Origin of the sequence: Yersinia sp. Marseille-Q3913 (assembly GCF_963892745.1) — a bacterium.
In the GTDB taxonomy this organism is placed as follows: Bacteria; Pseudomonadota; Gammaproteobacteria; order Enterobacterales; family Enterobacteriaceae; genus Yersinia; species Yersinia bercovieri.
In genome coordinates, this window is sequence record NZ_CAWQAF010000055.1 from 39,627 (window position 1) to 53,009 (window position 13,383).

Below are 13,383 nucleotides of genomic sequence, written 5' to 3' on the forward strand. Positions count from 1 at the left end.
CTTGGAAGCATGCATATGGCTACGATACATGTAGACGGCAAAGAATACGACGTAAACGGGGCCGACAACCTGTTACAAGCTTGTCTCTCCCTGGGACTCGATATTCCTTACTTTTGCTGGCATCCGGCGCTGGGAAGCGTCGGCGCTTGCCGCCAATGTGCGGTAAAGCAATACCAAAACGCCGATGATACCCGTGGGCGTTTGGTGATGTCCTGTATGACCCCGGCCACTGATGGAACCTTTATTTCCATTGATGACGGCGAAGCCAAAGCGTTCCGCGAGAGTGTGGTTGAATGGTTGATGACAAACCATCCGCACGATTGCCCGGTCTGTGAAGAGGGGGGTAACTGTCACCTGCAAGATATGACAGTGATGACCGGACACAGTTTCCGCCGCTATCGCTTCAGTAAACGTACTCATCAGAATCAGGATCTCGGCCCGTTCATCTCTCATGAAATGAACCGCTGTATCGCCTGTTATCGCTGTGTGCGCTACTACAAAGATTATGCTGATGGCACCGATTTAGGTGTCTACGGTGCGCATGATAACGTCTACTTTGGTCGTACTGAGAGCGGCACGCTGGAAAGCGAGTTCTCCGGTAACCTGGTAGAAGTGTGCCCGACCGGCGTATTCACCGATAAAACCCACTCCGAGCGTTATAACCGTAAATGGGATATGCAGTTCGCGCCAAGTATCTGTCAGCAGTGCAGTGTGGGGTGTAACACCAGCCCGGGCGAGCGCTATGGTGAATTGCGCCGTATTGAAAACCGCTATAACGGCAGCGTGAACCACTACTTTATGTGTGACCGTGGCCGCTTTGGTTACGGCTACGTCAATCGCAAAGACCGCCCACGTCAGCCGCAGCAACTGCGTGGCAATGACTGGATCCACCTCAACGGCGAACAGGCGATGCAAGGGGCGGCGGATATTCTGCGTCAGGCGAAAAAAACCATCGGTATCGGTTCACCACGCGCCAGTTTAGAAAGCAACTTTGCGTTGCGCGAATTGGTCGGCGTGGAAAACTTCTATACCGGTATCGCCGCCAGCGAACAACGACGCCTGCAACTGATGCTGAAAGTCCTGCAAGAAGGCGGAGTTTATACGCCGTCACTGCGCGAAATTGAAAGCTACGATGCAGTGCTGATCCTGGGTGAAGACTTGACCCAGACTGGCGCGCGTATTGCGCTCTCAGTTCGCCAGGCGGTGAAAGGCAAAGCCCGCGAAATGGCCGCTGCCCAGAAAGTGGCTGACTGGCAAATTGCCGCCATCATGAACATTGGTCAGCACGCGAAACATCCGCTGTTTATCACCAACGTGGATAATACCCGCATGGATGATATCGCAGCATGGAACTATCGTGCGCCAGTAGACGATCAAGCCCGCTTAGGCTTCGCCATCGCCCACGCGCTGGATGACTCTGCGCCTGCGGTTGATGATTTGGCGAAAGAGCTGAAAGGCAAAGTGGATATTATCGTGCAGGCGCTGGCCGGTGCGAGAAAACCGCTAATCATTACCGGCAGTAGTGCAGGTAGTGATGCCATCATTGAAGCGGCAGCCAACGTGGCGAAAGCCCTGAAAGGCCGTGGCGCTGATGTCGGCATCACCTTTGTTGCCAGTGCCGCTAACAGCATGGGTCTGGCCATGATGGGTGGCGGTTCACTGGATCAAGCACTGGCGCAGTTGTCCAGCGGTGAAGCCGATACCGCCATCGTGATGGAAAATGACCTCTATCGCCATGCAGCGAAAGACAAAGTTGATGTGGCATTGGATAAAGTTGCCAACCTGATTGTGGTTGATCATCAGCGCACCGCCATCATGGACAAAGCGAACTTGATTCTGTCTGCCGCCAGCTTCGCTGAAAGCGACGGTACACTGGTCAATCAGGAGGGCCGCGCTCAGCGCTTCTTCCAGGTTTATGATCCCACCTATTACGACGACCCGAAAAAACCAGAAAGCCACAGCATCATGCTGGAGAGCTGGCGTTGGCTGCACTCGCTGCACTCAACCTATACCAGCCGTCATGTGGACTGGACCCAGCTGGATCACGTGATTCAAGCTTGTGTGGCGGCATTGCCACAGCTGGAAGGGATGGTTGCAGCCGCACCGGATGCGACTTTCCGCATTCGTGGGCAGAAACTGGCACGTTCACCTATCCGTTACAGTGGCCGTACCGCGATGCGCGCAGATATCAGTGTGCACGAACCGCGTCAGCCGCAGGATATCGACACGCCGTTTGCCTTCTCGATGGAGGGGAACAACAGCCCGCTGGCGGATCGTCAGCAGATCCCATTTGCCTGGGCGCCGGGCTGGAACTCACCGCAAGCATGGAACAAATTCCAGGCGGAAGTGGGCGGCAACCTGCGCTTTGGTGATCCGGGTGTGCGTCTGATTGAAGCAGGAGAGGGAACACTCGGCTACTTCGATTCAGTCCCGCCGGCCTTTGCCGCCCATGCCGAAAGCTGGCAGATTGCCCCTTACTACCATCTGTTTGGTAGCGAAGAGATGTCCCAACGCTCGGATGTGATCCAACAACGGATGCCAGAGCCTTATGTGATGGTCAACCCAGCCGATGCGGCGCAGTTAGGGGTTAACCTCGGTACGCTGGTGGAGTTCAGCTGTGCGGGCCAAACCTTGCGTTTGCCCGTGCGCTTGAGTGAAACCTTGGCTCAAGGTCAGGTCGGCTTGCCGCTTGGCTTACCGGGGATCCCACCGATTCTGGTGGGTGCGCGCGTTGAGAATCTGCGGGAGGCAGGACTATGAGCTGGTTTACCCCTGAATTGATTGAGATTTTAATCTCTGTCCTGAAAGCGGTGGTGATTCTGTTGGTGGTAGTGACCTGTGGCGCATTTATGAGCTTCGGTGAACGCCGTCTGCTGGGCCTGTTCCAGAACCGTTACGGGCCAAACCGTGTGGGTTGGGGCGGGTCATTGCAGCTGGTCGCTGACATGATCAAGATGTTCTTCAAAGAGGACTGGGTGCCGAAGTTCTCCGACCGCGCTATCTTTACTTTGGCTCCGGTGATTGCTTTTACTTCGCTGCTACTCTCTTTCGCCATCGTGCCGGTCAGCCCGACCTGGGCGGTTGCGGATCTCAATATCGGCATTTTATTCTTCCTGATGATGGCAGGACTGGCGGTTTACGCCGTGCTGTTCGCCGGTTGGTCCAGTAATAACAAATACTCTCTGTTAGGGGCGATGCGTGCTTCGGCGCAGACCCTGAGCTACGAAGTGTTCCTCGGCTTATCCTTGATGGGGGTCGTGGCACAGGCTGGCTCGTTTAACATGCAGGATATTGTTAACTCTCAGGAGCACGTCTGGAATGTTATCCCGCAATTCTTTGGTTTCCTGACCTTTGCCATTGCAGGTGTTGCCGTCTGTCACCGTCATCCCTTTGACCAGCCAGAAGCGGAACAAGAGTTGGCCGATGGTTACCACATTGAATATTCCGGCATGAAATTCGGTCTGTTCTTCGTCGGTGAATACATTGGTATCGTGACTGTCTCCGCGCTGATAGTCACCTTGTTCTTCGGGGGGTGGCAAGGCCCGTTCTTGCCGCCATTTATCTGGTTTGCGCTGAAAACGGCTTTCTTCATGGTGATGTTCATTCTGATCCGTGCCTCCTTGCCGCGCCCACGTTATGACCAGGTGATGTCATTCGGCTGGAAAGTTTGCCTGCCGTTGACCCTGCTGAATCTGCTGGCGACTGCCGCGGTCATTTTGTACAACGCTCAATAAGGGGTGAATGAACCATGACGTTGAAAGAGTTAGTGGTTGGTTTCGGCACCCAAGTGCGCAGCCTGTGGATGATTGGCCTTCATGCCTTCCACAAGCGCGAAACCCAAATGTATCCGGAAGAGCCGGTTTACTTGCCGCCGCGCTATCGTGGCCGCATCGTGCTGACGCGCGACCCTGATGGTGAAGAGCGCTGTGTTGCTTGTAACCTATGCGCGGTTGCCTGCCCGGTGGGCTGTATCTCGCTGCAAAAAGCAGAGCATAAAGATGGCCGCTGGTATCCGGAGTTCTTCCGCATCAACTTCTCCCGCTGCATTTTCTGTGGTTTGTGTGAAGAGGCTTGCCCGACAACCGCTATCCAGCTGACGCCGGATTTCGAAATGGGTGAGTTTAAGCGCCAGGATCTGGTGTATGAGAAAGAAGACTTGTTGATCTCGGGTCCGGGTAAATATCCGGAATATAACTTCTACCGGATGTCCGGTATGGCGGTTGACGGTAAGCCGAAAGGCGAAGCCGAAAATGAAGCCAAACCGATCGACGTTAAAGGTCTGATGCCTTAGGAGCCAGCTTCCATGGAATTTGCATTTTATATTGCAGCATTGGTGGCAGTGGTGGCGACTATTCGCGTTATCACTCATACCAACCCGGTACATGCGCTGCTGTACCTGATTATTTCGTTACTGGCTATCTCTGCGGTGTTCTTTTCGCTGGGGGCTTACTTTGCTGGTGCGCTGGAGATCATCGTTTACGCGGGGGCCATTATGGTGCTGTTCGTGTTTGTGGTGATGATGCTGAACCTGGGCAACGTCGAGCAACAAGAGCGCGACTGGCTGAAACCGACCCTATGGATAGGCCCCGGCTTACTGGCGCTGGTGCTGCTGTCGGTACTGATCTATGCCATTAGCTCGGTTACAGATTCTGGTATTAGCGGCGAAATGGTCGATGCCAAAGCGGTGGGTATCAGCCTATTTGGCCCTTATGTGTTGGCGGTTGAACTGGCGTCAATGCTGCTGTTGGCCGGTCTGGTGGTTGCCTTCCATATCGGGCGTGAGCATAAGCCGGGCGAAGTGCTGGGCGCGAGCGAATCAGCGAAAAGAAAAACGGAGGAACAAGCATGATCCCTCTACAACATGGCCTGATTCTGGCGGCCATTCTGTTTGTGCTAGGGCTAACGGGGTTGCTGATCCGTCGCAATCTGCTGTTTATGCTGATAAGCCTTGAAGTGATGATCAATGCAGCGGCGCTCGCTTTCGTGGTGGCGGGCAGTTATTGGGGGCAGGCTGACGGTCAGGTGATGTATATCCTGGCGATCACGCTGGCGGCAGCGGAGGCCAGTATTGGTCTGGCACTGCTGCTACAGCTGTATCGTCGCCGTCATACTCTGAATATCGATACAGTCAGTGAGATGCGCGGATGAACCTACTATTTTTAACAATTCTGCTGCCACTGCTGGGCTTCTTGCTGTTGGCATTCTCCCGTGGGCGCTGGTCTGAAAATACCTCTGCTACTGTCGGGGTGGGTTCGATTGGTCTGACGGCGCTGGTGACACTCTATGTGGCGGTGGACTTCCTCAGTCAAAAGGCCACTGGGGTACAGGTGTTTAACCAAACACTGTGGAACTGGATGTCGGTCGGCACCTTCAATATTCCGTTGACCCTAACGCTGGATGGTTTGTCGCTCACTATGTTGTCGGTGGTGACTGGCGTGGGCTTCCTGATCCACATGTATGCCTCTTGGTATATGCGTGGGGAGGAGGGCTACTCCCGCTTCTTCGCCTACACCAACCTGTTTATCGCGAGCATGGTGGTTCTGGTGCTGGCGGACAACCTGATGCTGATGTATCTGGGCTGGGAAGGCGTGGGGCTGTGCAGTTACCTGCTGATTGGTTTCTACTACACCAACCCGGCTAACGGCGCGGCGGCGATGAAAGCCTTTATCGTGACCCGCGTGGGTGACGTGTTCCTGGCTATCGCGCTGTTCATTCTGTACCAAGAGCTGGGCACACTGAACATCCGTGAGCTGATGATCCTGGCACCGCAGAAACTGGAGATGGGCGGAACCGCCATTACCTGGGCGACACTGATGCTACTCGGTGGTGCGGTCGGTAAATCGGCGCAATTGCCGTTACAAACCTGGCTGGCAGATGCAATGGCTGGCCCGACACCGGTTTCCGCGCTTATCCATGCGGCCACCATGGTTACTGCGGGTGTATATCTGATTGCCCGCACTCACGGTCTGTTCCTGATGGCACCGGAAGTGCTGCATCTGGTGGGGATTATCGGAGCGGTCACCTTAGTGCTGGCGGGTTTCGCGGCACTGGTGCAAACCGATATCAAGCGGGTGCTGGCCTACTCCACCATGAGCCAAATTGGCTACATGTTCCTGGCGCTGGGCGTTCAGGCGTGGGATGCAGCTATCTTCCATCTGATGACCCATGCTTTCTTTAAAGCACTACTGTTCCTCTCTTCCGGTTCAGTGATTCTGGCCTGTCACCACGAGCAAAATATCTTCAAAATGGGCGGTCTGCGTAAAACCATTCCATTGGTCTATATCTGCTTCCTGGTGGGCGGGGCGGCGCTGGCAGCATTGCCAATCGTCACTGCCGGCTTCTACAGTAAAGACGAAATTCTGTGGGGCGCATTGGCCAGTGGCCATATCAATCTGATGGTTGCCGGGCTGGTTGGGGCACTCCTCACCGCACTCTACACCTTCCGGATGATTTTCATTGTGTTCCATGGCGAGCCAAAAACTAAAGCGCATCCGGTCAAAGGGATCACCCACAATCTGCCGCTGATAGTGTTGCTGGTGCTGTCGACCTTTGTTGGCGCGCTGATAACACCGCCACTGGCGGGCGTGTTGCCAGAGCTTCACTTTGGTGAAGAGGGCAAAATGCCGCTGGAAATCTTCTCCGGCGTGCTGGTGGTGATTGGTATTGCGTTGGCCGCGTTCCTGTATCTGGGCAAACGTCAGTGGGTCAATAGCATCGCGCAAAGTGCGCCGGGCCGCTTCTTTACGCTCTGGTGGTTCCACGCGTGGGGCTTCGACTGGCTCTACCATAATGTATTTGTTCGCCCGTATCTGTGGATTGCAAAACTGCTGCAGCGTGATCCGCTGAACTCACTGATGAATACCCCGGCGATACTTTCGCGCTGGAGTAATCGCGGTCTGACCGTCAGTGAAAATGGACAGGTGCGTTGGTATGTCGCGTCTATGGGTTTGGGTGCAGTCGTCGTACTGGCTCTGTTGCTTTTCGTTTAATTAGGGACACAAAACGCCATGCTATTACCTTGGCTAATTCTTCTCCCCTTTATCGGCGGTCTGCTGTCTTGGCAGTGTGAGCGCTTCGGGACTAAAGTTCCGCGTTGGATAGCGCTGTTCGCGATGGGGCTGACATTGGTACTCTCCCTGCTATTGTGGGGGCAGGGCAACTATTCACTGGTTAATCCGGCGGGTATCCCGCAGTGGCAGTCAGAATTCACCTTGCCGTGGATCCCACGGTTCGGCATTGAGTTCCATCTGGCACTGGATGGCCTATCACTGCTGATGGTGGTGCTGACGGGGCTGCTCGGTGCCTTGGCTATCCTCTGTTCGTGGCGTGAAATTCAGCGCAATCAGGGCTTCTTCTACCTGAATCTGTTGTGGATCCTGGGTGGGGTCATCGGCGTGTTCCTCGCCATCGACATGTTCCTGTTCTTCTTCTTCTGGGAAATGATGTTGGTGCCGATGTACTTCCTGATTGCCTTGTGGGGTCACAAAGCATCAGACGGTAAAACCCGCATCGCGGCGGCAACCAAGTTCTTCATCTATACCCAGGCCAGCGGCTTGATTATGTTGATTGCCATTTTGGGGTTGGTGTTTGTGCACTATAACGCCACCGGTATCTGGACATTCAACTACGAAAATCTGCTGAAAACGCCGATGTCCCACAATGTGGAATGGTTGCTGATGCTGGGCTTCTTTATCGCCTTCGCGGTAAAAATGCCGGTGGTGCCACTGCACGGCTGGTTGCCCGATGCACACAGTCAGGCGCCAACAGCGGGTTCTGTTGACTTAGCCGGGATTTTGCTGAAAACGGCGGCCTATGGTTTGCTGCGTTTCAGCCTGCCACTGTTCCCGAATGCATCCGCTGAGTTCGCGCCGATTGCCATGTGGCTAGGTGTTGTCGGCATTTTCTACGGTGCATGGATGGCCTTCTGCCAGACCGACATCAAGCGCCTGATTGCTTACACCAGCGTGTCACACATGGGCTTCGTGTTGATTGCCATCTACACCGGCAGCCAACTGGCCTATCAGGGGGCGGTTATTCAGATGATTGCTCACGGCTTGTCAGCCGCCGGTATGTTCATCATCTGCGGCCAGTTGTACGAGCGCCTGCATACCCGTGATATGCGCCAGATGGGCGGCCTGTGGGGGCGAATCAAATACTTGCCTGCGCTGTCGCTGTTCTTCGCAGTGGCCACCCTGGGGATGCCGGGTACTGGTAACTTCGTCGGCGAATTTATGATCCTGTTCGGCAGCTTCCAGGTTGTTCCAGTGATTACCATTATCTCTACTTTTGGGCTGGTTTTTGCTTCGGTTTACGCGCTTGTCATGATGCAACGTGCCTATTACGGCGCGCCAAAATCAGAAGAGCCGTTACCGGGCATGAGTGCAAGGGAGCTGTCTATCATCCTGCTGTTAGTGGTGTTGCTGGTGTTGCTCGGGGTTTACCCGCAGCCGATTCTCGACACCTCTCATGCTGCGATGAGTAATGTGCAACAGTGGTTCAATGCCTCATCTATTCCAGTTCCATCTCTTACAACTACAAGGCCGTAATTCGCCATGACAATAACTCCTCAACAACTGATCGCAATGCTACCGCTGTTGATCGTCGGATTGACGGTGGTGGTTGTGATGCTCTCCATTGCGTGGCGACGCGATCACTTTATCAACGCCACCCTGACGGTTATCGGGCTAAACCTGGCGCTGCTCTCCCTCTATTTCGTTGGGCAGGTCGGGCCAATGGATGTCACGCCGCTGATGCGGGTTGACGGCTATGCGATGTTCTATACCGGGCTGGTGATTGTTGCCAGTCTGGCGACCAGCACCTTTGCTTATCCGTGGCTAAATGGCTATCCGGATAACCGCGAAGAGTTCTACCTGCTGGTGCTGATTGCCACCATGGGGGGCATTCTGCTGGCGAGCGCTAACCATTTGGCGTCGCTATTCCTCGGTATTGAGCTTATCTCGCTGCCGCTGTTCGGGCTGATTGGTTATGCCTATCGCCAGAAGCGCTCACTGGAAGCCAGTATCAAATACATGCTGCTGTCGGCGGCGGCGTCGTCATTCCTGCTGTTTGGTATGGCGCTGCTGTATGCTGAGTCTGGTAGCTTGTCTTTCGCCGGTTTGGGCAAGAGCCTGAGTGACTCCACTATCCACCAGCCGCTGATCCTGGCAGGCCTCGGGATGATGATTGTTGGTCTTGGCTTTAAGCTGTCGTTGGTGCCGTTCCAACTCTGGACGCCAGATGTTTATCAGGGTGCACCTGCTCCGGTATCCACCTTCCTGGCCACCGCCAGCAAGATTGCCATCTTTGCGGTGGTGATGCGCCTGTTCCTATACGCGCCAGCCGCCGACAGTGAAGCGGTGCGTTTAGTGCTCTCACTGATTGCCGTGGCGTCGATTCTGTTCGGTAACCTGATGGCGATCAGCCAGACCAACATCAAGCGCCTGCTGGGCTACTCCTCTATCGCGCACCTTGGCTACTTGCTGATTGCGCTGGTGGCGGTGCAGACCCATCAGCTGGCACTGGAAACCGTCGGCGTCTATCTGGCCGGTTACCTGTTCAGCAGCCTGGGTGCCTTTGGTGTCGTCAGCCTGATGTCCAGCCCGTACAAAGGCCCGGATGCGGAGTCCCTGTTCTCTTATCGCGGGTTGTTCTGGCATAAGCCCATTCTCTCTGCGGTGATGACGGTGATGATGCTGTCACTGGCGGGTATCCCCATGACACTGGGCTTTATCGGCAAATTCTTCGTGGTGGCAATGGGTGTCAGCGCCAACCTGTGGTGGTTGACCGGTGCCGTGGTTTTGGGCAGTGCCATTGGTCTGTACTACTATCTGCGCGTGACGGTGAGTTTGTACCTCAGCGCGCCGGAAAAATTGGTGCGTGATACACCAAACAACTGGGCATTGACTGCCGGTGGTGTGGTGGTGCTGATTTCCGCGATTTTGGTGCTGTTCCTGGGTATCTACCCGCAGCCATTGATTTCGCTGGTACAGTTGGCTCAACCGCTGATGTAATTTATTGTTAAATCGGCAAGTCCAACCCCCGTTCAGCAAAACTGGCCGGGGGTTTTGTTTTATGGGTGACGGGCACCGCTAAAGCTTATCTCAAGCGCACTGATGACCGCCCGCACTCTGGCCGCCCGCTGTACATCCGGGTGAACCACCAACCAGATATCCACCCAATCTTGTTGCTCTGGCCAGATGCGCACCAGCTCGTCGTCATTATTAGCCAAAAAGCACGACAGCAAGCCAATACCCACCCCTTTACGTGCTGCAGCCCGCAACAATTGCTGAGAATTACTCTCCAGCACCACATGGGGATTTTCCAAGGTTTCACCGCACAAATCTTGCCAGTGGCGCGGCACAGATTGCCGCGGAAATAGCAGCAGTTCGTGACCACGAAAATGTTCACCCCGTTGTGGCTCGCCGCAGCGGGCCAAATAATCACGGCTGGCATACAGGCCCATCTCGATAGTTGCCAACCGCTTGATAACCAGCTCATTATCATCAGGGCGGATACCGCGAATGGCCAGATCGACACTGTGATAAGCAATATCAGAGATATCAATGCCCGTCAGCACCCGCAGAGTAATCTCGGGATAATGCTGGTGTAGCTGCTTGAGGGCGGGCAGCACAAAGGCTTCAGCCAAGGTGTCGGTAGTGGCGATGCTCACAATACCCTGTGAGCGGCTATCACTGTTGGAGGCTTTGCGGCCAATACTTTGCGCGGCATTTTCCATCACCATAACTTCAGCCAGCACCTGTTCTCCTAGCGGGCTGAGGGTAAAGGCTTTTGGTGTGCGGATAAACAGCTTCGCGCCCAGAACCTGTTCCAAGGTGGTGATTCGACGGCCGACAGTGGCCTGATCCACCTGTAGCTCATGGGCTGCCTGGCGCAAGCTGCCCTTACGCGCGATGGCAAGGAAGAATCTGGCATCATCCCAATTCATTGATAGCGTCTCTGAGTTGTTGGGTGGGATAGGGGAGGATTATAGCTAACGGCGATTCGGCTGAGAAATAAATGCATCACTCTGATGCATTCTTGCAGATACTGACTTGCCGATGCCCTCCGTATAATGCCCTGTTTTCAATTTGTCGTACTGACAATATCTTGTACTTATCGCGCAGTTTCAGGAGCCAATGATGACTGAGGCATTAACCCGCACCGCACCCGCTAGCCACACGGCGACTACCTATTTTTCGGTGCTATTTTTCATTGCACTGGCATTGACCGCGGCACTACTTAACAGCAGCGCGCCAACACCGCTTTATCCGCTGTATCAGCAACAACTGGCCTTAACCTCGGTCAGTTTGACTATGATCTATGGCGCTTATGCTGCGGGGGTGTTGATTTCACTGTTTGCGGTAGGGAATCTGGCCGGGAAAGTGACAGACCTGCGGCTGATGATTCTGCCCGCGCTGGGCGCGGTGCTGGGGGGCGCATGGTTATTCGCCGTTGCTGGTTCTTTCAGCCTAATGTTTATGGCGCGATTATTAGCGGGGATTGGAACCGGGGCGCTGACTGGCGCAGCAAATCTGGCCTTGATTCGTTTTTGCCCGCCTGATGGCGGTAAACGCGCGGCATTGATTGCCACCTTATCTTTTACCGTCGGACTGGCGTTGGGGCCGGTATTTAGCAGTTTGTCACTGCAAGCCAATTTCCACCCGACAGTGGTGCCGTTTGTTTTAATTATTGTGATGGCTATGACGGCCGCGCTGGGAGTGGCATTTTTCTGGCCCAAGCACGTTGCGGTGGTTATCCCACACTCTACTAGTGGGCCGCGCTCGCAAGATAGCCGCTTGCTCATTGGCCTACGGCTGAGCGGCAGTAAATTCTTCCTTTGTGCGGCGGCACTGTTTGTCTCTTGGGCCGTTGCTGCCAGTATTCTGGCGATCGGGCCGGCCATTGCAGAGCAGTTGTTATCAGTCCAAAGCAAAGGGTTATTTGGCTATGTCATCGCGTTATATCTGGTGATTGCCGGTATCTGCCAATTAGTCAGCCGCAATTTGGATAGCCGTTTCTCACTGTACTCCGGCTGTCTGGCTCAAGGGGTTGCTGTGATAGCTTTTGCGGCTGCGGTTCACTTCCATTCATTGCTTTTGGCGGGGATGGGCATGGTGGTGACGGGCTATGCGTTCGGCTCTATCTTTGTTGGCAGTGCCGCACTGGTGAATTTGATTTCACCGCAAGCCAGTCATGCGCGTTTGTTGTCGCTGTTTTATGTCATTGCCTACACCGCCAACTGGGTTCCGGTGTTACTGGGGGTGATAATTGACCGCAGTAGTTTGTTGGTGGCCACCAATACCTTATTTATTGTGGCTGCGCCGGTGTGTTTATTCTTGTCCGTCTTTATTGCCCGCGCAGATTTTCCGCGAAATTAAGGCTGTTTAAGGTTGGGGTGGGGTTAATAGTGGATGCGATGACATGCTGAATTTACATAAAATAGAGGCTTATAGGTAGCCTCATTAATGGGGGCTCATGGTGGAAATGTTATTAAGGTGATATTTATGGGTGTAGTGAGTTATGTTTCTCGAGGTTTTCATGCTGCCAAAGAATTAATTAATCATGATCCTAACGATAAGTCTTTTTTAAAGGCAAAGCCGGAAGTATTTAGTGAGAATGAAGGCGTTGTAATTAATAATCTAATTAGTCGTTTAAATAAGGAAGAAAAAGACAAAACTGTCAGTGATAAACTTTCCGTTCCAATAGAAATAGATAAAATGGTGAATAAAAGCAAAGAACACCTTGATTTTTTTCTTTTAAAAGCACAAAAGGATGAAGATTCATGTAGTTATCTTATTGAAAGATCACAGTGTGACTTTGTCGGTGGCATATCAAAAGAACGACCTGAAATGAGACTGGAACTGGTTAAGTTCGTTAAAAATCATGTTGTTAATGAAATCATTGGAAAGGTTGATTTAACGTGTGAGAGAGCGGTTTCTTCATATTCAAAATTTATAGATCTTGGAAACCTAATAATAAATGAGCTAAAAGACAGTATGTCTAAATTGGGAGAAACAAATGAAAAAATCAAGTTGCTGGATTCTGTCAGTGGCAATGAACATATTTCTTCTGATTTGACTGCTCATATAAATAAACATGCTAGCTACAGCGTAGAGCCTGAAATATTTTATCCTCTGATAGTAAAATATTATGAGCACCAAGCCGAAAGTCTGTTTTTACCGTCAATGGAAGAGTTAGAAACCCTCATTAATAGTGTTGTGAATAGCGTCATTGGACAATTAGAATATACCAAATCACTATCTGATAGCGAGTTGGAAAAAGTGTTGAACCGGCCTACTAGTGCGCGTGATGCAATATATTTCTCTCAGTTAGTGTGAATCATGTCACAAAAAAAATGTATTGAATGTTGTTCATTCAGTATTT

General features: G+C 53.1%; 11 protein-coding genes. 10 read left to right on the forward strand and 1 reads right to left on the reverse strand.

Translation table 11 applies throughout. From position 1 onward, the window contains the following. Window positions 1-15 precede the first annotated feature (15 nt). Genes nuoG through nuoN form a run of 8 tightly spaced genes read left to right on the forward strand, consistent with a single transcriptional unit; the run spans window position 16 to window position 10,010 of the window. A complete protein-coding gene (gene nuoG, locus AACW11_RS16425) occupies window positions 16-2,760 on the forward strand; it encodes an NADH-quinone oxidoreductase subunit NuoG (protein ID WP_212584802.1) in 2,745 nt (914 codons plus the stop codon). Next, the gene (gene nuoH, locus AACW11_RS16430) at window positions 2,757-3,734 is read left to right on the forward strand and encodes an NADH-quinone oxidoreductase subunit NuoH (RefSeq protein ID WP_032815101.1); all 978 of its coding nucleotides are present in this window, start codon (window positions 2,757-2,759) and stop codon (window positions 3,732-3,734) included. The genes nuoG and nuoH overlap by 4 nt, the downstream gene beginning before the upstream one ends. A gap of 14 nt (window positions 3,735-3,748) precedes the next feature. Further along, window positions 3,749-4,291, forward strand: coding sequence for an NADH-quinone oxidoreductase subunit NuoI (gene nuoI, locus AACW11_RS16435; RefSeq protein ID WP_004391656.1), 543 nt, complete (start codon window positions 3,749-3,751; stop codon window positions 4,289-4,291). Between the two features lie 12 nt (window positions 4,292-4,303). Continuing rightward, window positions 4,304-4,849, forward strand: coding sequence for an NADH-quinone oxidoreductase subunit J (nuoJ, locus tag AACW11_RS16440; protein ID WP_005276386.1), 546 nt, complete (start codon window positions 4,304-4,306; stop codon window positions 4,847-4,849). Beyond that, window positions 4,846-5,148, forward strand: a complete 303-nt coding sequence (nuoK, locus tag AACW11_RS16445) for an NADH-quinone oxidoreductase subunit NuoK (RefSeq protein ID WP_032815102.1) — start codon at window positions 4,846-4,848, stop codon at window positions 5,146-5,148. The genes nuoJ and nuoK overlap by 4 nt, the downstream gene beginning before the upstream one ends. Next, window positions 5,145-6,989 (forward strand): NADH-quinone oxidoreductase subunit L, encoded by a 1,845-nt coding sequence (gene nuoL / locus AACW11_RS16450; protein ID WP_212584803.1) that lies wholly within the window; start codon window positions 5,145-5,147, stop codon window positions 6,987-6,989. Before nuoK ends, nuoL begins: the two co-directional genes overlap by 4 nt. Window positions 6,990-7,007: 18 nt before the next feature. Beyond that, entirely contained in the window at window positions 7,008-8,546 is a 1,539-nt protein-coding gene (gene nuoM, locus AACW11_RS16455; RefSeq protein WP_212584804.1) for an NADH-quinone oxidoreductase subunit M, read from the forward strand. 6 nt (window positions 8,547-8,552) lie between these two features. Next, entirely contained in the window at window positions 8,553-10,010 is a 1,458-nt protein-coding gene (nuoN, locus tag AACW11_RS16460) for an NADH-quinone oxidoreductase subunit NuoN (RefSeq protein ID WP_032898288.1), read from the forward strand. A gap of 59 nt (window positions 10,011-10,069) precedes the next feature. Here nuoN and AACW11_RS16465 read toward each other — a convergent pair whose 3' ends face one another. After that, window positions 10,070-10,945 carry a LysR family transcriptional regulator gene (locus AACW11_RS16465; RefSeq protein ID WP_212584805.1) on the reverse strand — a complete coding sequence of 292 codons (876 nt, stop codon included), beginning with the start codon at window positions 10,943-10,945 and terminating at the stop codon, window positions 10,070-10,072. A 190-nt stretch (window positions 10,946-11,135) separates the two neighbouring features. On the opposite strand from AACW11_RS16465, the gene AACW11_RS16470 reads away from it, so the two are divergent. Together AACW11_RS16470 and AACW11_RS16475 are read left to right on the forward strand one after the other, a co-directional pair. Next, window positions 11,136-12,377: an MFS transporter gene (locus AACW11_RS16470; RefSeq protein WP_212584806.1), complete on the forward strand. Its 1,242-nt coding sequence runs from the start codon at window positions 11,136-11,138 to the stop codon at window positions 12,375-12,377. Between the two features lie 126 nt (window positions 12,378-12,503). Then, the gene (locus AACW11_RS16475) at window positions 12,504-13,337 is read left to right on the forward strand and encodes a hypothetical protein (protein WP_212584807.1); all 834 of its coding nucleotides are present in this window, start codon (window positions 12,504-12,506) and stop codon (window positions 13,335-13,337) included. Window positions 13,338-13,383: the final 46 nt, after the last annotated feature.

Bases quoted from the DNA above. Each gene is read 5' to 3' on its own strand.
- AACW11_RS16465 (WP_212584805.1), bottom strand. From the start codon at position 10,945: ATGAATTGGGATGATGCCAGATTCTTCCTTGCCATCGCGCGTAAGGGC.
- nuoJ (WP_005276386.1), top strand. From the start codon at position 4,304: ATGGAATTTGCATTTTATATTGCAGCATTGGTGGCAGTGGTGGCGACT.
- nuoH (WP_032815101.1), top strand. From the start codon at position 2,757: ATGAGCTGGTTTACCCCTGAATTGATTGAGATTTTAATCTCTGTCCTG.
- nuoG (WP_212584802.1), top strand. From the start codon at position 16: ATGGCTACGATACATGTAGACGGCAAAGAATACGACGTAAACGGGGCC.
- nuoN (WP_032898288.1), top strand. From the start codon at position 8,553: ATGACAATAACTCCTCAACAACTGATCGCAATGCTACCGCTGTTGATC.
- nuoM (WP_212584804.1), top strand. From the start codon at position 7,008: ATGCTATTACCTTGGCTAATTCTTCTCCCCTTTATCGGCGGTCTGCTG.
- AACW11_RS16475 (WP_212584807.1), top strand. From the start codon at position 12,504: ATGGGTGTAGTGAGTTATGTTTCTCGAGGTTTTCATGCTGCCAAAGAA.
- nuoL (WP_212584803.1), top strand. From the start codon at position 5,145: ATGAACCTACTATTTTTAACAATTCTGCTGCCACTGCTGGGCTTCTTG.
- nuoK (WP_032815102.1), top strand. From the start codon at position 4,846: ATGATCCCTCTACAACATGGCCTGATTCTGGCGGCCATTCTGTTTGTG.
- nuoI (WP_004391656.1), top strand. From the start codon at position 3,749: ATGACGTTGAAAGAGTTAGTGGTTGGTTTCGGCACCCAAGTGCGCAGC.
- AACW11_RS16470 (WP_212584806.1), top strand. From the start codon at position 11,136: ATGATGACTGAGGCATTAACCCGCACCGCACCCGCTAGCCACACGGCG.